An 18,160-nucleotide genomic window follows, 5' to 3' on the forward strand; every position below is an offset into this window, starting at 1 on the left:
CGAAGAGGCTAATCACGTTAATGGTAATATCGAACAATGGCATCACTAACAATGCGCCCATAAAGGAAACCGGTATACCAATGCAGACCCAAAAAGCAATGGCAGGACGCAGAAACAAAGTCAGCAAGAGCAGGACTAATATACCGCCCTGTATGGCATTATCTGAAAGCGTTTTCAGACGCTTTTTAACGATTTTTGAGCGGTCATGCCAAGCATCAAGCTGAACGCTTTCGGGTAATGAAGACTCAGCTTCCTGCAAATAGGCCCTGACTTTATCCGCCACATCGATAGCACTTTGCTGACCGACACGATAAACATCGACCAAGGCCGCCGGCCGACCATTAAAGCGGGTCAGTATGGCGCTTTCCTCAAAGCCATCATTAACACTGGCCAAGTCTGCAACCGTGACGCTACTACCATCAGCTCGACTCAGCACAGGAATCTGCTCAAACTCTAGTTTGTTATAAGCCTGCCCACTAGAGCGAATCAGAATTTCACCGCCATTACTTTTTAAGCTTCCGGCAGAGATATCTCTTGAGTGTTGCTGAATCGCCAAAGCCACTTGCGACAGACTCAGTCCATACTTCTGTAATACCCGCTCGTTAACTTCAATGCTAATTTCATAATCACGCACACCGTCTAATTCAACCTGGGTAATCCCTTCAATATCAAGCAATTGATCACGTACATGCTGTGCCTGTTGGCGAATTTCCCGTTCCGATAAATCGCCAGACACCGCGACACTAATAACTTCCCGTTTCCGCTTGCTTAAACTCACCACAGGCCGCTCTGCATCCGCAGGCAAATTATTCACCGCATCAATGCGATTCTTTATTTCTGTTAGCAAAGTCTGTGGGTCGTAGTTGTCATCCAGAGTAATAATCAGAAGGGACTGCCCCTCACTGGCATTACTCACTACATCCTCTATACCCTCTAGGTCTTGCACGGCTTCTTCGAGTTTTATGCTGACACTGGTCTCGACATCTTCTGGCATCGCTCCCGGGATCGCGATGGTGACGCGCACCGAGCGCGGTTCTATACTGGGAAACACCTCCAAAGGAATTGAGAAATGCAATGAGCCTAGACCTAAAGCCAGAATGGTCAGCAACAATAAATTTGCCGCAACATCATTTCGAGCAAACCATGCAATCAAGGTGATTCTCCTTGATGCTTGTCTGCAGCGCCCTCTACTCGCTTATCGATCGCCACGCGCGTACCACTCGTCACTTGCCCCAAAGGTGTTCTAACTAGCAGGTCGCCAATATTTAAACCAGATTCAATCAGGCTAAGTTCCTCATTGCGCCAACGAACGTTTACTTCCCGCCTGGCAAGCACATCCTGTTTTTCTATTTTCTCTACAACATAGACATACGTGCCCTGATAGATCGCCGAATTCGGCACTAATATCGCCTCATCTATAGTTTTCCCTTGTATGTTTGCATGCAAATATTGTCCAACCTTTAGCGCTTGTACCGGCCTTTCCGATTTCTCAGAAGTGAGCGGCTTCACTATTTTTGCCAGCGCATAGATTTGTTGGTTTTCAGCATCAACCAGCGCCTCAGTACCGACAATCATTGCTTGCCAATATTCAGCTGGTACAACTAAGGAGTTCTCGATGCGGACATAAGCTGATGAAGAGGTATCCTGATAGCTCTCTGATGAAGGTAAGTCCAGAAATGCGAGATCCCTACTAGCTATGGGTAAGCTAAGCTCCAAAGACTCACTAGAATAAAGCTCTGCCACGGGCGTGGAAGTACTGATGACACTGCCTTTATTGACGAAGGTTTCTATCAAACGACCATCATAGGGTGCTCGAACTTTAGTTCTTTCCAAGTTTTTCTGCGCCAAGGATAGCTTGGCTTTAGCCGTCTCCAACTTAGCCTTGGCCGCTTTTAGCTGAGGATAACGCAGCGCATAATCACGCGCCGGTGTACTATTGATTTTTTCTTGGGTACGCCAATCCCGAAGTGCTTGCTCGGAACGCGCTTCCTCCTCCGCCAGAGCTAACTCCGCATTAGCCAAATCACTACGCGCAGTTTGCAAGCTCACCTCATATTCAAGCGGATCGATCACCAACAGGACTTGACCCTCTTGGACAAAAGCACCCCGCTGAAAAGCAGGGCTGACCTTTAAAACCTGTCCCGAGACCAGGGACAACAGATTCGTCCGGGTATTAGCCTTCAGAACACCATAGGACTCTACCGTGACCTGAAAGTCCCGAGGCGCTATTTTATCCACTTCGACCAATAAAGGATTTGCCTTTGAAGGACGCCCCTTGCTCGCGGGTGGTTGCGACTGACTTATCTGATAGGCCAACAAAAGGCATAGCAACAACACTACAATTGGCGCTAGTACTTTAACTAATCGCTGAGCTGACAAAACTAAGTTCTCCTAAAATAGAGGGCGTCGAATAGTAAGATCATATCTGATCCATTGCGCTTTGGCACTTATCCCTTTTACGCTACACTAAGCGCTTTCTTTCCTTAGGATACTTCACATGCGCGGTATGCGTTCAGACTTTGACCCCAATCGAGAAATTGACTGGTCAATCATCAAGCAAATCATTCCCTACCTTTTGGAATACAAGCAGCGCATCGCTCTCGCTCTGTTATGTCTGGTTGCAGCAAAAGTCGCTAGCGTTACCATGCCCTTTATTCTCAAGCACGTCGTCGATGACCTAGACCAACAACTAGCTGATAATGAACTATCCCTGCTCGTTGTACCTTTGGGCTTATTACTCGCCTACGGTCTGGTACGGCTGATGAATGTGTTACTAGGCGAAATCCGCGACACCCTATTCGGACGCGTGACCGAAAGAGCGATGCGTCGCGTAGGACTAAAAGTTTTCGAGCACCTTCATGCATTAAGTCTAAGCTTTCACTTGAACCGCCAAACGGGTGGTTTATCTCGCGACATTGAGCGCGGCACAAATGGCATTAGTTTTTTGATGCGCTTTCTGGTGTTTAATATTGTCCCCACCTTTCTCGAACTGTTTCTGGTCATGGGTATTTTATGGCAACAATATCGCTTCGAGTTTGCCTTGATCGTACTGATATCAGTCATCGCCTATGTCTGGTTCTCCAAGACCACCACTGACTGGCGCACCCAGTTTATTCGCGAAGCGAATCAGGCTGACAGCAAAAGTAACACCCGGGCAATTGATAGCCTACTCAACTATGAAACCGTTAAGTACTTTACTAACGAGCAATATGAAGCGGACCTTTACGATAAAGAACTAGAAAAGTGGGAGCAAGCAAAGCGCAAAAACCGTCTCACTTTATTTGCACTGAATGGCGGACAAGCACTGATCATTTCTTCATCGCTAACCGCCATGCTGGTACTGGCAGCTCATGAAGTCAGCACCGGACGTATGACTTTAGGTGATTTCGTATTGGTTAACGCCTTTATGATGCAAATATTCCTACCCTTAAACTTCTTGGGCTTCGTCTATCGAGAGATCAAAAGCTCGATGACCAATATAGAACGTATGTTTGGCCTGCTTAAAGAAGCACCTTTGGTTGTCGACACGCAAAACGCTCAGCCCCTGACAGTATCAAACGGGAAGATCGAGTTTAAAGATATTTCCTTTGCCTATGAGCCAAGTAGAACGATTCTGAGCAATCTCAGTTTTACCGTGCAGCCAGGAGAAAAAGTAGCGCTTGTTGGTAGCAGCGGCGCCGGAAAATCAACTATCGCGAAGCTACTATTTCGTTTTTACGACACCAGCAAAGGTGCGATTCTGATTGATGATCAGAACATTAAGCACTGCGCCCAACACAGTTTGCGCGCAGCGATTGGCGTAGTGCCTCAAGACACCGTTCTATTTAATACCAGCCTGATTGAAAACGTACGCTATGGTCGCCCTGGTGCAAGCGATGCAGAAGTAAAGCACGCAATCGAACTTGCTCATTTGAAAGACTTTGTTGAGGGCTTACCCAAGCAATATGAAACTCAAGTCGGGGAAAGAGGTCTTAAACTTTCCGGTGGCGAGAAACAACGTGTTGCCATTGCCCGAACCATCCTCAAGAACCCGGCAATACTGCTATTTGACGAGGCAACCAGCTCGCTTGATAGCGCATCTGAGTCCGCAGTGATGGAGGCAATCAGAGAAGTATCGGCAGGTAAGAGCAGTCTAGTTATCGCCCACCGCCTTTCCACCGTTGTCGATGCTGATCGTATTATTGTCATTGATAAGGGTGGCGTGGTCGAGCAAGGAAGCCACCACTCTCTTATCAAAGCGCAAGGTCTATATGCCCAATTGTGGGCTTTGCAGCAGAACGAACAAGGTATCTAATTGGTAAGTATTTATAATGTGCATTGCTTATTATACTAAGAAGATAAATATTCTTTAACAGGTTCCCATTGAATGAAGAGCATTACATCCAAAGGCATCGCGATTCGCTTCGTTTTCGCTTTATTACTTGTATTATTGAGCTACAACCCAAGCACCTTTTCTTATTACCACTGGTTGCTCTCTTCTATATCAGAACCAACACCCTGGTTAGCCTTATCAGCAGTCGCCTTAATCATTGGCTGGGTTATTTACGTTAGAGCTACGCTAAAATCTTTAGGGCCCGTCGGGCTCACCCTCGCAGCGCTGCTCGTCGCGATTATTATCTGGGCATTAATCGATATTGGCTTAATTAGCATAAGTGAACCCAGTGCTTTCGTCTGGTTATTAGAAATTTTTATATCTGCAATTCTATGTTTGGGCATGAGCTGGTCTCATATTCGGCGCAGGCTATCCGGACAAGTTGACGTAGACGAAGTCTAAGCACCTTTTAGCACTATTTATATATACGGAAATAATGGAGCAAACTCATGTTGAATAAGAAAATCGTAAGCCTTACTGTTCTAGCATCCTTAACCAGTGCTTGTATGACCTATGACCCTTATACCGGTGAAGAAGAAGTATCAAGCGCAACGACAGGCGCAGTGACCGGGGCAGTCGCGGGAGCACTGATCGGGGTTGCAACCTCGAGTAAGTCTGACCGAGGCAAAGGCGCACTTATTGGTGCCGTTGCCGGTGGCGCTATTGGTGGTGGTGCGGGTTATTACATGGACCAGCAAGAAGCAAAACTAAGGCACCAGCTAAAAAATAGCGGCGTAAGCGTTAAGCGTGTGGGCGACGAAATAATCTTAGTGATGCCTGGCAACATTACCTTTGAAACGGGTAAGTCGGATTTACAGGCCAGTTTTGAGAAAATCATTCATTCTGTATCACTGGTCTTAAAGGAATTTGATAAGACTGCAATTGAAATCACCGGGCATACAGACTCCACTGGCGCGCTATCGTTTAATCAGACTCTCAGCGAACAGCGTGCTAACAGCGTTAAGTATGCACTCCAGACTCGTGGCATTGCCTCTGGGCGCATTCACTCTTCGGGTAAAGGGCCACGCTTCCCAGTTGCTTCTAATGACACTGCCGAAGGCCGTCAGGCTAATCGCCGTGTAGAATTAAAGCTACTTCCTTTAGAAAGCGCAGGAAAGTAAAGCCGTCACTTATCGCAATAAAAAAGGGCGCTCATAGCACCCTTTTTTATTCGTAATTTGCGATAGAACTACAAAATTGCACCTAAGCCTTTCTGTAGTAAACCACCAATATCGATACCTGAACCTTGCTCATCAGATGACTTAGAGTCTCCAGAGAAATATTCAATGGCCATCTGTGCGAACTTCAGCACCATATCCGGGCTCAAGCCTAAGGCTTCAAACTGTTTTGTGACTTCTCCTAGCGCGCCTAGTGAACCTGATGCGCCACTTACTTTAGACAGTATGCCACCTAAGCCCGCGCCTGAGCTATCACCCAAACTCGGCGCAGCCGCCAACATACCCTCAATACCAGGAATGCCTTCACTCAAAGAACCAAACTCATCGCCTGAAAGAGTTGTCTGCGCCAACTTTAACAAAGCACCCATTCCACCTTCAGCCTGGTCACTAGAAACTCCCAACCCTTGAGTCAAAGTAGGCAATAACCCCATCGCCATATCAACCATAGAACCCGTCTCAGATGCTTCTGCTGGCACCTCTTCACTCGCAGCTTTTGCTACTTCATTTGTCATGGTAGTTTGAGCAACTGGAGCCGCCTCTTTCTTACCAAAGATCGAGTCAAAAAAGCCCGCGGATGCTGTGCTGGCAGAGCTTAGCATTACTGCAAATAAAAGTGTTTTCTTCATATCGTTCCCTATTGTTATTACTCAGTAAAAATTATGATGAGCTGATGCTATCACAATTTTTCCCTTCACCCTCCTTCAATCAGGCTACCTTGCAAATTATTAACCTGCTAAAAGTTTAGTCGGCTATAAAGTGCCAGTAAGTCTATTGCTGGCTCCGTTTTGCTTGGCTATAAACTGATTATAAGCACTCATCACTGCATTCAAAGATGCCGTAACAATATCCTCATGAATCGCCACCCCCGAGAAGCGCTGGCCATTGATGTTGACCTGAACATAGGTCACTGCTTCAGCATCGGTCCTATGATCAAGCGCATGTTCAGAATACTCCAATACCTTCATATCACACGAAAATTGCGCATTCATGGCATCAACATAAGCATCCATCAAACCATGTCCCTGACCTGATACATTCACCGAACCTTGAGCAGTAAAGATCTGGGCCTCGATACTGTCATGCGTTGAGCGCTTCATCTCAAAAGGCCCTAGATGCACTGGAGACTGCTGTTCAATATATGTTTCCCTGAAAAGCGCCCAGATTCTATCGGAATCAACTTCACCTCCGCTAAGCTCCGCTTCTTTTTGTACTGCTGAGCTAAATTCCACCTGTAACCAGCGAGGCAAATTCAAGCCATAATCACGCTCTAGGCTATATGCGATACCGCCTTTGCCCGATTGCGAGTTAACACGAATAACCTCCTGATAACTACGCCCCAAATCAGTCGGGTCTATCGGCAAATAAGCAACTTGCCATGGATCTTCTTTTTTACGCACAGACAAGCATTTTTTAATCGCATCCTGATGACTGCCAGAAAAAGCGGTAAACACCAAGTCGCCAGCGTAAGGGTGTCGAGGGTGAACATCTATTTGTGTACACGCCTTAACTGTATGGATAATTTCATCCATATCAGAGAAGTTCAATTCAGGGTCGATACCTTGGCTATACAGATTCATCGCCATGGTAATGACATCCATATTTCCCGTTCGCTCGCCATTCCCCATCAAGGTACCCTCAACTCGTTGGGCTCCGGCCATAACAGCTAGTTCTGCTGCAGCCACACCACAACCTCGATCGTTATGGGTATGCACGCTCAAGATAATAGCGTCTCGACGTTTAACGTGACTTCCAAACCACTCAATTTGGTCAGCAAAAACATTCGGCGTAGACACTTCCACCGTGGCAGGCAAATTAATGATACAGGGCTTTTCTACACTTGGTTGCCACACATCAGTTACCGCATCGACGACTTCTACCGCGAAATCGACTTCTATCCCGGTAAAGCTCTCTGGTGAATACTGGAAAACCCATTCTGTTTCTGGCGCTTTTTCTGCTTCGCCTAGAACCTTTTGGGCACCCGCTACGGCGATATCAATAATACCTTGCTTTCCAAGCTTGAAAACCTGCTCCCGCTGTACCGTAGAAGTGGAGTTATAAACGTGAACAATCGCTCTACGCGCACCTTTCAAAGACTCAAATGTCCTCTCGATTAACTCGGGCCGTGCCTGGGTCAAAACCTGCAAAGTTACATCATCCGGGACCTGTTGCTCTTCAATCACCCAACGAACAAAGTCAAAATCAGGCTGCGATGCCGCTGGAAAGCCGACTTCAATTTCCTTAAACCCTACCTTGACCAGCAACTTGAACAAGCGTTTTTTCTGCTCAACTGACATGGGTTCTATCAAGGCTTGGTTTCCATCCCGAAGATCGACACTTGACCAAATCGGCGCACGCTCAATATGCTGATTAGGCCACTGGCGCGAGGGCAACTCTATACGAGGAAAAGCCTGATATTTACGGTGGTCAAATGACATCGCGATGCTCCTATACCTTACATTTCTAGAGAGATGAGTACTGCTCAACAATAGGGATATTATATGCGTCAATATGTAGTTATAGATTGCTTTTATTTCTTATTTGAACCAGAATTAAGCAATAAATAACCTTTTAAGCAACCTTTATTAGCATATATATCTAACCCTATGATCAAGATTGATAGAACTGACCGGCGCATACTTGACGCTCTACAGAAAGATGGAAGGATCAGCAATCTTGAATTAGCTGAAAAAGTCGGCCTATCACCCTCTCCCTGCTCACGAAGAGTCAAACAACTAGAGGAAAGCGGCCTCATATCTAAAACCGTCACTTTATTAGATAGAGAAAAGTTGGGGCTAAAGCTCACAGCTCTAGTACAAATCAGTATGGATAGACATACTAACGACCGCTTTGATACCTTTGAGGAAACATTGAGCGATTGCCCGGAGGTACTCTCATGCATGCTAATCACCGGGCAAGCTGCGGACTATATGATTGAAGTATTGGTGAGTGACATGGATGCCTATCAAGCTTTCCTCTTAGGCAAACTAACACGCATACCCGGCGTTACCGGTGTTCATTCCAGCTTTGTACTAAGAAAGATTATCGATCGAACTTCTGTTCCCTTGAACCATCTGGCCTAAGCCCGCTGTCTTTTTCCAGTTCACAGAGATAAAATGCCACACAATTCAACTGTAAGGACTATATGAGGAAGCTATGAGCGATAAAGTCGTTGTTATCTATTCCGGCGGAATGGATTCATTCACCCTGTTAAATCAAGCGATTGCTCAAGGTAAGAAAGTTTACGCCCTGTCTTTTAACTATGGTCAAAAGCATTCTAAAGAGCTTCACTACGCACAGAAGGTATGTGACGACTTAGGCCTGCCTCATAAAATTGTCGACATCACCGCAATCCATCAATTATTACTCGGCTCCTCACTCACGGATGACATTGAAATCCCTGAAGGGCATTATGAAGAAGAAAGCATGAAATCGACGGTGGTCCCCAACCGTAATATGGTAATGCTTTCTCTTGCGATCGCTTATGCAGTTTCAATAAAAGCCAGTGCCGTCTACTACGGCGCCCACGGTGGTGATCATGCTATTTATCCGGATTGTCGCCCTGAGTTTATCGAAAAGATGGATGCGGTTTCTAAAATCGCTAACTACGAAGCGGTTGATATTATTGCACCTTTTCAGGATATCAATAAGACAGAAATACTGAGCAAAGGGCTGGCAATGGGACTTAACTACGGTAAAACCTGGACATGCTATAACGGCAGAGAAAAGGCCTGTGGCAAATGCGGTGCTTGCCAAGAGCGACTCGAAGCGTTTTCAGAAAATAGCGCTGCCGATCCCCTTCCCTACGAATAATAACTAACAAGGAAAGCTTATGGCTCGTTATGCCATCGGTGACGTTCAGGGCTGCTATCAAGCACTCACCCGTCTACTCGACCAGATATCTTTTGACCAGAACCGTGACGAACTATGGTTCGCAGGAGACCTTGTAAATCGAGGCCCCGACTCGCTTGACTGTCTGCGCCTGATCAAAAGCCTGGGTAACCAAGGCGGACATCCTGCCAAGGTTATTCTTGGTAATCATGACCTTCACTTATTGGCTACCTACTATTTAAAGCGCCAGCCTAAAAGAAAAGACACCTTTGCTGAAATTTTTGCAGCAGATGACTGCCATGAATTGATGACCTGGTTACGCCATCAACCTCTAATGATATGGGATAAAGAGCAGAAGCTTGCAATGAGTCACGCCGGCATTCCTCATATATGGTCAACAGAGCAAGCCTATCGTTACAATCAAGAAGTTTCCAATGAGTTATGTCGCGGAGATTACGAAGCATTCTTTGACCTGATGTATGGCAATGAGCCCGCACTCTGGTCTGAGCACCACACGGGCATGATGCGCCTGCGTGCTATTACAAACTACTTTACCCGCATGCGCTTTGTTAAACAAAACGGTGCGCTCGACTTTGCCGTCAAAGAAACCCTCGACGATGCCCCCGATAACTATGTCCCCTGGTTCAGCCTGCCTCGGCCCGACAACACCATGCTAATATTCGGACACTGGGCGGCACTCTCGGGTAATACAGGGCTCACTGGCGCAAACAAAGACCAATTTCAAGCTATCGATACCGGCTGCGTCTGGGGTGGTTCACTTACTGCTTTAAACATCGATACTAAAGAAAGGTTCGCTTATGAAGCCTAATTCCCAGCTTATGATAGGCGCATTGCTATGCATGCTAGCAGTGATCTTGGGTGCTTTTGGCGCTCATGGCTTAAAAGCGATGATTAGCGAGCGCATGCTAGAAGTGTATCAAACGGGTGTTCATTATCAGATGTTTCACTCATGCGGGATTCTAGTGGTCGGGATATTGAGCCTGTTCAAGGAAGCTTCCCCTCTGCCACATTCGCAAAAGCTTTTAAACGCAAGTTATAGCTTCTTCCTGCTTGGCATCATAGTGTTTTGTGGTAGTCTCTATGGGCTTGCATTCAGTGAGGCATTTACTGGCGAAGCAGTCCGTCTCTTAGGGGCTATAACGCCTTTTGGAGGCCTGAGTTTTATTGCTGGTTGGCTGTGTCTTTTTCTAGCCTTTAGAAAAGCCAACTAGACCGCGTTATATAGATATACCCTGGTGGAAAACGACAATGATGATAAACCTGAATGGCGAACCCTATGAGCTAAGCACTTCACTCAAGCTGAGTGAACTGGCACAGCACCTGGATCTCGAGGGAAAACGCTACGCCATCGAAGTAAACGAAGAAATAATTTCCCGTAGTGAACACGATACCTACGAAGTAAAAGAAGGTGATAAGGTAGAAGTGGTCGTCGCAATTGGCGGTGGCTAGACATCTGAAGACCTTCTTTCAAGATTAGAAAAATCACTCAATATATTAGCACGCACTACAACCCAAGCAGCAATTAGAGTACAGCTATGACAGATACAACGAATATTAATACGCCTTTAACCGTTGCCGGTAAAACCTACCAATCTCGCTTGTTAGTTGGCACGGGAAAATACAAAGACCTGGAAGAAACACGCTTGGCCATAGAGGCTAGCGGTGCTGAAATTGTCACCGTTGCCGTTCGCCGCACCAATATCGGCCAGAACAAGGACGAGCCCAACCTACTTGATGTTATTTCACCTGATAAATACACCATCCTGCCCAATACTGCGGGCTGCTATACCGCTAAAGATGCAGTGCGAACATGTAAGCTCGCACGCGAACTATTGGGTGGACATGACTTGGTAAAGCTTGAAGTACTAGGCGATCAAAAGACTTTATTTCCTGACGTAACAGAAACATTGATCGCAGCAGAGGAACTGATAAAAGACGGCTTCAAGGTCATGGTTTATACCACTGACGATCCACTTGTTGCTAAACGCCTTGAAGAAATGGGCTGTGTTGCGGTCATGCCTTTGGGTGCTCCGATTGGCTCTGGCCTTGGCATTCGTAACCCCTACAACATCAAGCTAATTCTCGAAAATGCGAAGGTGCCAATATTAGTTGATGCTGGTGTTGGTACAGCCTCAGACGCAAGTATCGCGATGGAGCTAGGTTGTGATGGCGTACTCATGAATACAGCAATTGCTGCAGCTCAAGACCCTATCCTAATGGCCCAGGCTATGCGCCTGGCAGTAGAAAGTGGTCGAGCGGCTTATCTTGCTGGCCGTATGCCACGTAAGTTATACGCTTCAGCCTCTTCGCCAATAGAGGGCTTGATCGTCTAGTCATATTGACTCAAGATAGACCTTAATACTTATTTAGTGATTATTTATAGGAAACGCTGAGAATGCCGGACCAGCCGACAAGCAATACCCCTAATAGCAAGACAGAAAAAAGCAACAAGCCTAATCGTCGCCAGCAAATTCTGGAAGTGCTGGCTCAGATGCTTGAGAAGAATCCTGGCGAAAGGATCACAACCGCTAAACTTGCCAAGGAAGTCGGCGTCACTGAAGCAGCGCTATACCGACACTTTCCCAGCAAAGGGAAGATGTTTGAAGGCCTGTTAGAATTTATAGAAGAGTCGGTATTTACACGCATCAAATTGATTACTCAAGAAGTCCCTGGAAGCATTGAGCGACTTCAGCGGATCGTAATCTTTATATTGGCTTTTGCTGAAAAGAACCCCGGTATGTGTTCTTTATTAGTAGGCGGTGCATTGGCGGGTGAAAAGCCAAAAATTCGACAGCGTTCTGCCCAGTTCTTTGATCGTCTTGAAACTCAGTTACGCCAAATAATCCGAGAAGCTGAAATTCGCGAGCAAAAGAGACCTCGCCTAACCGGCAGCAGTGCAGCGAGTTTGCTCACTTTAAATATCGAAGGTCGTATCCACCAATATGTGCGTAGCGAATTTAAGCGTAGCCCTACGCAAGGTTGGTCAGCACATTGGCCCATGCTTGCTAGTAGTTTATTCCAGAGTGACTAAGCTATCCGCCTCAATAAGCTCTCCCTTGTAGCTTATTGAGGCTCTTCAACCCTCACAGGATTTCATTTATCTTCCAACCGAGTTCTACCACTCGTTAAAGCTACAAGGTTTAGCCAAGCTAGAATTAGTTGCCGTTAGCCAGTTGTTAATCCTAACAAGCGCCAATTATCAGCGATTTTCCCAGTACAAAGAATAAGCGAAATACATTGCCTTTCTTTACAGGTGCTATACCCTAAGTAGTACTCCGTTTTGTCATTTATCCTCGATACCTGGCTCAGCGCCACTCTGTGCTAATTATCTATAAAGATATTTAGCGCAAATACGAAGGCAGCCAAATGACAGACTTACGCTTGTGCTACCAAACCATTGAGTTTGGTAAGACCGATATTCATCTCTGTACACTCCGTGACAGACAGCAATTTCATGATCCGGAAGGCATCGCTGAGAAACTGGGCATCAGCTCTGCAGCATGGCCCATCTTCGGTGTCATCTGGCCTTCCAGTATGGTGCTCGCACACTTCATCTTTAACTACACTATTGGTGATAAAAGGGTCCTGGAAGTTGGTTGCGGCATGGCTTTATCGAGTTTATTACTAAATAAGCAGCACGCCGATATTACTGCCACTGACTACCACCCTGAAACTGAAAAATTCTTACAACGAAATACCGAACTTAATAGCGACGCCGACATCACCTTTGAACGTATAGACTGGGCTAAAGATAATGATAGCTTAGGCCTTTTCGACCTGATCATTGGTAGCGATATATTATATGAAGACGAACACATTAGCTTATTAGCTAATTTCTTTGAAAGACACTCCAAGCCAACAAGTGAGGTCATTTTGGTAGATCCTGGGCGCGGCAAAAAAAACAAACTCAGCAAACGAATGATTGACTTTGGTTTTAGCTCAAGCCACTTTAAGCCTGAGCATACCGACTATTTAGAGGGCCAGTTCAAAGGCCATATTCTAAAGTTTTCACGCTAGCCGTAGGCTGCGCTACTCAGGTCAAAGCAGAGCTAATGCCACATAATCTTCAACGCAAGGTAGGGCGCAACAAAAAACACCAAAGTCATGACTTTGTACTGGCTTAGAAAGCTAAGATAAACAGGGGCCAGTTGCTTTTCCTCAAGATCAAACATCTTGCTGTGTATCGATGTAATGGCCTCTTTGAAAAATACCACCGCGATACTAGCCAGAGACAGATAAGCAAGATTAATCAAAACCGCCCAACCTAATAGTTCAGTAAGTTGCGTAATTGTCATCCCTCAGCCCTCCTATTACTTTGTAAATACAGAGAAAGCAGAAGCTTCCTAGGCCTTAATCAGGCACCACGCAGTATTGCTCTTCGAGGTGCCTGGTAGCAAAAACGGCAAGTCTTACTTAACAATATTCATCAGGTGAACATCGAATACCAGTACCGCGTTAGGCGGTATTGCTGGCGGCGAGCCCATTTCACCATAGGCTAGCTTAGAGGGTACTACAAAGCGCCACTTTGAGCCGACAGGCATCATTGATAAACCTTCCGTCCAACCGGGGATAACCTGATCTAATGCAAACTCAGCGGGTTCATTTCGGGTAATAGAGCTGTCAAAAACCTGGCCATCAATGAATGAGCCGTGATAGTGAACGCGTACAGTCTGATCAATACTAGGCTTATCGCCCTCTGCACTTTCCAGAATTTCGTACTGTAGACCTGAGTCGGTAACTTGTACGCCTTCTCGCTTGGCATTTTCATCTAAGAAAGTTTTGCACAAATCCTGATACTTCTCGGTACGATCTTTCTCGAACTGCATGCGCTTTTCTTTAATCGTGTCATAGGCTTCGTTGAGTTCGCTTTCGGACAAAGCCGAAGGTTCACCATTAAAGCATGCTCGCAAAGCCTGAATCGTTGCTTCAATATCCATTCCCTCGAAGCGGTTCTTTTGCATCTGACGGCCAAACTGCCATCCAAATCCATAGCTCACTTTCTGCTCGAACGATTGAGGTTTATCTTCAGTCTTCTTTGTCATATCTCTATATCTACTAGTCGTTAAGTTTGTTACTTGCCAATCGAAATGGTCAGTAGGGTAATATCTTAGATGTCAGCGGCCACTTCCAATTCCTCTAATCCCTTCTGTACATAATCCAGCAAACGCTGCATAGACGGCAAGGTGCGGCGGCAAGCCGTAAAGCCGAATTCTAACTGATCTACATAACTGACCAAAGTAATATTCAAGGCAATACGATCCAGAGGTATTGAAACGGGATACATCCCCTCTAGCTGCGCACCATTCCAATACTGTGTTTTCTTTGGCCCTGGTACATTAGAAATAACAACGTTGAATGCCTGAAGTTTTTCCGACAAACCCGTTAACATATTCAAACCAGCGGGTGCCAAGGTCAAAGCGGTATAATTGATCGCTTCTTCAAGCGACATCTGTGAGTATCGCTCTTTGGAATCTTTGACCGAATTTTTTACCATTTCCAAGCGTTTAGCTGGGTCAGCAACATGGGTTCCCAGGCTAGCAAGGATCATCGCAATTTGATTTCCCGCCGCACTATCATCTCGGCGCATAGACATTGGAACCATCGCAACTAAGGGTTTAGTGGGTAAGGAATGTTGACTAATTAAATAATTACGTAAGGCACTACCGCAAACAGCCAACACAACATCATTCAGTGTGGCGTCCATTTTCTTAGCCAAGGTTTTAAAGCGTTCTATTGGATATGACTGCGCTGCAAAACGACGCGAGCCTGTTATTGGCTTATTTAGAATACTGTTCGGCGCCTGAAACACAGAGACATAATCTGGATTAGATCGTGCCTGCCCTATAGCATGACTCACTTCTTTAATAAGCGTCGGCACCGTAGAAATTTGCTTCCCGGCCTCACCGACGATATTTGCCAGACTCTGCGCAATATTGGCATTATTAATATTTTCTGGACGGATCTTCTTCACTTGAGGCAAGGCCCACAAAGGCGGTAAACCACGAGCTTCAGGGTCTTCTGATAACAGCTTAGCTGTCATCCGCATTGCCGCCACACCGTCTAACATACAGTGGTGCGCTTTAAAGTACATCGCAAAACGACGACCTCGAATACCTTCAATCAAATGGCTTTCCCACATTGGTCGCTCTCGATCCATTAGGGCGCCATGCTTAACCGAAACCAAGGCGAGTAGTTCTCGAATTCTTCCTGGCTTTGGTAAGGCGCTATGACGAAAGTGATGCTCTAGATCAAACTGAAGATCTTCTTCCCAATGGTATTGGCCGAAGCGAGATTTTAAACGCTGATTAAAAGGCGCGATGGGTTGCTGAAAGGAACGCATATACTCAGCAAGCTCTGTCACATATTTTGGGCCGGCATCTTCAGGAAAGTGATAAAGGTGCAAACCACCCACATGCATTGGCTGCTGACGTTTCTCGAGCCATAAGAAAATCTGATCTGCTAAACTCAATGATTTCATAAAGATTCCATCCAAACTGTGAGTAAAAACGCGAAAAACTGCTCAGCCATATTTAAACTGTTTCCCCTGGCCAACTACAACTGGCACTCATCCTATGGGCCCAACAAGATTAAGTTTGGCGGCATCGCTATCAATAGTTATAAGCTACACATTCACCAAAGTGTAAAGAGCGCGCAAGGATACCCGAGATCGCCTATTCGGCATAGTGCTAAGACATATTCAATCTGGCAATATCACAAAAATTTATGCTAGTTTACAATTTTAGTCGAGATCAGAGTTTCGTCGAACCAACATCTCGTTTATAGGCTGTGCGTAAGTCGGCTTATCCCAATCAGGAACATCCAGCCATGGCGCTTAGTTACTTAGTCCCTAAAGACTGCATTGAAACTACTTATGAAATAAAGAAGAGTCGTTTTATCGCCCGGCATTTTAGTGTTACAGATAGAGAGCAGGCCATGCTAGCTTTGGCACAAGCTAAACGAGATTACCCCGATGCTCGCCATCATTGCTGGGCCTACCAAATCGGTCCACCTCATAGTCCGAGTTTCGCGGCCATGTCTGACGATGGCGAACCCGGTGGCACCGCAGGCAAGCCGATACTGAATGTCATTCAACATAAAGATATTGGCGATGCCATGATCATTGTGATTCGTTATTTTGGTGGTATAAAGCTCGGCGCAGGCGGATTAGTCAGAGCATACTCCCAGGCGGCCCAGCAAGCCTATGACGAAGGTGAAACAGAGTTGAAAGTGGAACTCGACGAATTCCAAATACAATGTGATTTTTCAGACGAACAGGCTATCCGACACTGGCTTTTTCAACATCAAGGCGAAGTCATCGGCACTGAGTATCAACAAGCCGTGACGATGAAGATAGCCATTGATGATCGACATCTAAGCGACTTGAGTGCTTACCTGCATGCACTCAAAAGCGCCTCTTTGATTCAGCCTTAAGCCCTCTAAGTTTTCTTCACTTACTTAGGCAGAAAACAGGAATTTACCACCACTTGCGATAGCAATAACGATCAAGCCCAGTGTCAGGTTAATTGCGACGATTTTACGGATTAGATTTAAGTGCGTCGCGGCATCAGGCCAACGATTCTCGCTCACTGCAGCTTTCATACGCTTAAATGGAACAAAGTATAAATGCCCAAACAATAAAAACATGATATAGCCTAGACCAAGCATCATATGAACATGCTTACCTATCGAAGCAAAGCCACCATATAAGGCAATCATGCCATGACCGCTCACCAATAAAACAGCAACTGCTATCCATACCCAAAAAAAGAAACGCTTAAAGGTATCTTGCCACAAACTTAGACGTAGCGGAGGTTCCAATAAGCTTGCTGCAACAGGACGAAGACATAGATAGGCGAAAAACATTCCGCCAACCCAAATTGTTGCAGCCAATATGTGGAGCGTAAGCGCGATGGCCATTGTGAAAACTCCTTTTAAATCGTCACCAGAAATCTACATACAAAGATAAGGGGGCTATTCTGTCACTTATTCACTCACAAATCGATTAGGCCAGAACGAAATATCTTCCGTATTTACTTCGCGGTGTGCAACAAACTAAAGGCCCCACGAATCTGTCCTTCCTGATAACCTACCGCCCTATCGTGCGGGTACTGTTCCGAGAGTGCCTTTTGAATATCTGTTGTTAGACTCTCTCCATGACACGACAAGCACATACCTTGAGTTGGAATAGCCTTCATCATACGAAAGGTACTCCCTTCTTTTTTCACCGCTGCTAACTGTGTAGCAGGCTTTCCGGCTTTGAGTTGCTGTTCAAAGTCAGCAAGTACTTTCGCCTCCCAGGCATCTGGCTTGTTATCAGGGTTACGTGTTTTAAGGCTGGTGCGGGAAACTGTCCATTTTCCTTGGCTATGTTTGCTGGCGATTTTTTCTGCATCCACAGAACAAGCCTCAATACCCTTGGTAAAGCCACCTTCTTTTACCGCTGCTTGCAGGCTTGATTTCAACTCTCCTGCAAATTGTTGAATCACTTGCTTACCTTCGCTTGCTAGGTCTGAAGCGGTTTCAGCACTGCTAGCACCAGCCCAGCCTAGTACAGGCAGCAACAAAGCAACAGATAATCTTTGACAAGATACTTTCATCATACTCTTCCTCTCATTCTGGCAAAACTTAGGTAAACCATCACATAGCAGCGATTATATTAGCATTGACTAATATAATTCAAGCATCTATATTAGTAAAACCTAATATTTAGTTTAGAAGAGGTTTTAGATCATGAATATCGATAGAACTGTATTTGCCGTTG

Annotated in this window: 21 protein-coding genes; 12 read left to right on the forward strand and 9 right to left on the reverse strand. The window is 45.8% G+C overall.

Annotated elements, in window-relative coordinates; genetic code table 11:
• Together A3756_RS07790 and A3756_RS07795 are read right to left on the reverse strand one after the other, a co-directional pair.
• A partial coding sequence (locus A3756_RS07790; RefSeq protein ID WP_197481248.1) for an efflux RND transporter permease subunit occupies window positions 1-1,153 on the reverse strand: 1,153 nt, incomplete at its 3' end.
• Entirely contained in the window at window positions 1,150-2,379 is a 1,230-nt protein-coding gene (locus tag A3756_RS07795; protein WP_068513481.1) for an efflux RND transporter periplasmic adaptor subunit, read from the reverse strand. The genes A3756_RS07795 and A3756_RS07790, both read right to left, overlap by 4 nt.
• 118 nt (window positions 2,380-2,497) lie before the next feature.
• Between A3756_RS07795 and A3756_RS07800 the strand changes: the two genes are divergently transcribed.
• The 3 genes from A3756_RS07800 to A3756_RS07810 all read left to right on the forward strand — a co-directional run bounded on the left by A3756_RS07800 (window position 2,498) and on the right by A3756_RS07810 (window position 5,493).
• Window positions 2,498-4,294, forward strand: coding sequence for an ABC transporter ATP-binding protein/permease (locus A3756_RS07800; protein ID WP_068513478.1), 1,797 nt, complete (start codon window positions 2,498-2,500; stop codon window positions 4,292-4,294).
• Between the two features lie 72 nt (window positions 4,295-4,366).
• Window positions 4,367-4,774, forward strand: a complete 408-nt coding sequence (locus A3756_RS07805) for a DUF6524 family protein (protein WP_068553254.1) — start codon at window positions 4,367-4,369, stop codon at window positions 4,772-4,774.
• A gap of 47 nt (window positions 4,775-4,821) precedes the next feature.
• Window positions 4,822-5,493 carry an OmpA family protein gene (locus A3756_RS07810; protein ID WP_156490355.1) on the forward strand — a complete coding sequence of 224 codons (672 nt, stop codon included), beginning with the start codon at window positions 4,822-4,824 and terminating at the stop codon, window positions 5,491-5,493.
• Between the two features lie 68 nt (window positions 5,494-5,561).
• Here A3756_RS07810 and A3756_RS07815 read toward each other — a convergent pair whose 3' ends face one another.
• Complete coding sequence (locus tag A3756_RS07815) at window positions 5,562-6,176, reverse strand: DUF2780 domain-containing protein (RefSeq protein ID WP_068513472.1); 615 nt, start codon at window positions 6,174-6,176, stop codon at window positions 5,562-5,564.
• Between the two features lie 123 nt (window positions 6,177-6,299).
• A complete protein-coding gene (leuA, locus tag A3756_RS07820; protein ID WP_068553256.1) occupies window positions 6,300-7,985 on the reverse strand; it encodes a 2-isopropylmalate synthase in 1,686 nt (561 codons plus the stop codon).
• Between the two features lie 168 nt (window positions 7,986-8,153).
• Here leuA and A3756_RS07825 point away from each other — a divergent pair, with 168 nt between their 5' ends.
• From A3756_RS07825 to A3756_RS07860, 8 genes are all read left to right on the forward strand, one after another.
• A complete protein-coding gene (locus tag A3756_RS07825) occupies window positions 8,154-8,630 on the forward strand; it encodes an Lrp/AsnC family transcriptional regulator (protein WP_068512117.1) in 477 nt (158 codons plus the stop codon).
• 73 nt (window positions 8,631-8,703) lie between these two features.
• Window positions 8,704-9,360, forward strand: a complete 657-nt coding sequence (gene queC / locus A3756_RS07830) for a 7-cyano-7-deazaguanine synthase QueC (RefSeq protein WP_068512115.1) — start codon at window positions 8,704-8,706, stop codon at window positions 9,358-9,360.
• Between the two features lie 19 nt (window positions 9,361-9,379).
• Window positions 9,380-10,207: a symmetrical bis(5'-nucleosyl)-tetraphosphatase gene (locus A3756_RS07835; RefSeq protein ID WP_068512112.1), complete on the forward strand. Its 828-nt coding sequence runs from the start codon at window positions 9,380-9,382 to the stop codon at window positions 10,205-10,207.
• A complete protein-coding gene (locus A3756_RS07840; protein WP_068512109.1) occupies window positions 10,197-10,610 on the forward strand; it encodes a DUF423 domain-containing protein in 414 nt (137 codons plus the stop codon). Before A3756_RS07835 ends, A3756_RS07840 begins: the two co-directional genes overlap by 11 nt.
• A gap of 37 nt (window positions 10,611-10,647) precedes the next feature.
• Window positions 10,648-10,848, forward strand: coding sequence for a sulfur carrier protein ThiS (gene thiS, locus A3756_RS07845; RefSeq protein WP_068512106.1), 201 nt, complete (start codon window positions 10,648-10,650; stop codon window positions 10,846-10,848).
• Window positions 10,849-10,934: 86 nt separating this feature from the next.
• Window positions 10,935-11,732: a thiazole synthase gene (locus A3756_RS07850; RefSeq protein WP_068512104.1), complete on the forward strand. Its 798-nt coding sequence runs from the start codon at window positions 10,935-10,937 to the stop codon at window positions 11,730-11,732.
• 62 nt (window positions 11,733-11,794) lie between these two features.
• On the forward strand, window positions 11,795-12,430 hold the full coding sequence (gene slmA, locus A3756_RS07855; RefSeq protein WP_068512101.1) for a nucleoid occlusion factor SlmA: 636 nt from the start codon (window positions 11,795-11,797) through the stop codon (window positions 12,428-12,430).
• Between the two features lie 335 nt (window positions 12,431-12,765).
• Window positions 12,766-13,416: a methyltransferase gene (locus A3756_RS07860; RefSeq protein WP_068508015.1), complete on the forward strand. Its 651-nt coding sequence runs from the start codon at window positions 12,766-12,768 to the stop codon at window positions 13,414-13,416.
• Window positions 13,417-13,448: 32 nt separating this feature from the next.
• Here the strand turns inward: A3756_RS07860 and A3756_RS07865 are convergent, their stop codons facing one another.
• From A3756_RS07865 to A3756_RS07875, 3 genes are all read right to left on the reverse strand, one after another.
• The gene (locus A3756_RS07865) at window positions 13,449-13,694 is read right to left on the reverse strand and encodes a DUF6868 family protein (RefSeq protein WP_068512097.1); all 246 of its coding nucleotides are present in this window, start codon (window positions 13,692-13,694) and stop codon (window positions 13,449-13,451) included.
• Window positions 13,695-13,808: 114 nt separating this feature from the next.
• Entirely contained in the window at window positions 13,809-14,441 is a 633-nt protein-coding gene (locus A3756_RS07870; RefSeq protein ID WP_068512094.1) for an FKBP-type peptidyl-prolyl cis-trans isomerase, read from the reverse strand.
• A gap of 65 nt (window positions 14,442-14,506) precedes the next feature.
• Entirely contained in the window at window positions 14,507-15,877 is a 1,371-nt protein-coding gene (locus A3756_RS07875) for a wax ester/triacylglycerol synthase family O-acyltransferase (RefSeq protein ID WP_068512090.1), read from the reverse strand.
• 347 nt (window positions 15,878-16,224) lie between these two features.
• On the opposite strand from A3756_RS07875, the gene A3756_RS07880 reads away from it, so the two are divergent.
• Window positions 16,225-16,830, forward strand: a complete 606-nt coding sequence (locus A3756_RS07880; protein ID WP_068512085.1) for a YigZ family protein — start codon at window positions 16,225-16,227, stop codon at window positions 16,828-16,830.
• A 24-nt stretch (window positions 16,831-16,854) separates the two neighbouring features.
• Here A3756_RS07880 and A3756_RS07885 read toward each other — a convergent pair whose 3' ends face one another.
• Together A3756_RS07885 and A3756_RS07890 are read right to left on the reverse strand one after the other, a co-directional pair.
• Window positions 16,855-17,316, reverse strand: a complete 462-nt coding sequence (locus tag A3756_RS07885; protein ID WP_068512081.1) for a CopD family protein — start codon at window positions 17,314-17,316, stop codon at window positions 16,855-16,857.
• Window positions 17,317-17,429: 113 nt separating this feature from the next.
• The gene (locus tag A3756_RS07890; RefSeq protein WP_068512077.1) at window positions 17,430-17,999 is read right to left on the reverse strand and encodes a DUF3365 domain-containing protein; all 570 of its coding nucleotides are present in this window, start codon (window positions 17,997-17,999) and stop codon (window positions 17,430-17,432) included.
• Window positions 18,000-18,160: the final 161 nt, after the last annotated feature.

The sequence above is a fragment of the Oleiphilus sp. HI0086 genome (assembly GCF_001635225.1).

What these genes read in the sequence shown, in the direction of transcription:
- A3756_RS07800 (WP_068513478.1), top strand. Translation starts at nt 2,498, where the DNA reads ATGCGCGGTATGCGTTCAGACTTTGACCCCAATCGAGAAATTGACTGG.
- A3756_RS07805 (WP_068553254.1), top strand. Translation starts at nt 4,367, where the DNA reads ATGAAGAGCATTACATCCAAAGGCATCGCGATTCGCTTCGTTTTCGCT.
- A3756_RS07810 (WP_156490355.1), top strand. Translation starts at nt 4,822, where the DNA reads ATGTTGAATAAGAAAATCGTAAGCCTTACTGTTCTAGCATCCTTAACC.
- A3756_RS07815 (WP_068513472.1), bottom strand. Translation starts at nt 6,176, where the DNA reads ATGAAGAAAACACTTTTATTTGCAGTAATGCTAAGCTCTGCCAGCACA.
- leuA (WP_068553256.1), bottom strand. Translation starts at nt 7,985, where the DNA reads ATGTCATTTGACCACCGTAAATATCAGGCTTTTCCTCGTATAGAGTTG.
- A3756_RS07825 (WP_068512117.1), top strand. Translation starts at nt 8,154, where the DNA reads ATGATCAAGATTGATAGAACTGACCGGCGCATACTTGACGCTCTACAG.
- queC (WP_068512115.1), top strand. Translation starts at nt 8,704, where the DNA reads ATGAGCGATAAAGTCGTTGTTATCTATTCCGGCGGAATGGATTCATTC.
- A3756_RS07835 (WP_068512112.1), top strand. Translation starts at nt 9,380, where the DNA reads ATGGCTCGTTATGCCATCGGTGACGTTCAGGGCTGCTATCAAGCACTC.
- A3756_RS07840 (WP_068512109.1), top strand. Translation starts at nt 10,197, where the DNA reads ATGAAGCCTAATTCCCAGCTTATGATAGGCGCATTGCTATGCATGCTA.
- thiS (WP_068512106.1), top strand. Translation starts at nt 10,648, where the DNA reads ATGATGATAAACCTGAATGGCGAACCCTATGAGCTAAGCACTTCACTC.
- A3756_RS07850 (WP_068512104.1), top strand. Translation starts at nt 10,935, where the DNA reads ATGACAGATACAACGAATATTAATACGCCTTTAACCGTTGCCGGTAAA.
- slmA (WP_068512101.1), top strand. Translation starts at nt 11,795, where the DNA reads ATGCCGGACCAGCCGACAAGCAATACCCCTAATAGCAAGACAGAAAAA.
- A3756_RS07860 (WP_068508015.1), top strand. Translation starts at nt 12,766, where the DNA reads ATGACAGACTTACGCTTGTGCTACCAAACCATTGAGTTTGGTAAGACC.
- A3756_RS07865 (WP_068512097.1), bottom strand. Translation starts at nt 13,694, where the DNA reads ATGACAATTACGCAACTTACTGAACTATTAGGTTGGGCGGTTTTGATT.
- A3756_RS07870 (WP_068512094.1), bottom strand. Translation starts at nt 14,441, where the DNA reads ATGACAAAGAAGACTGAAGATAAACCTCAATCGTTCGAGCAGAAAGTG.
- A3756_RS07875 (WP_068512090.1), bottom strand. Translation starts at nt 15,877, where the DNA reads ATGAAATCATTGAGTTTAGCAGATCAGATTTTCTTATGGCTCGAGAAA.
- A3756_RS07880 (WP_068512085.1), top strand. Translation starts at nt 16,225, where the DNA reads ATGGCGCTTAGTTACTTAGTCCCTAAAGACTGCATTGAAACTACTTAT.
- A3756_RS07885 (WP_068512081.1), bottom strand. Translation starts at nt 17,316, where the DNA reads ATGGCCATCGCGCTTACGCTCCACATATTGGCTGCAACAATTTGGGTT.
- A3756_RS07890 (WP_068512077.1), bottom strand. Translation starts at nt 17,999, where the DNA reads ATGATGAAAGTATCTTGTCAAAGATTATCTGTTGCTTTGTTGCTGCCT.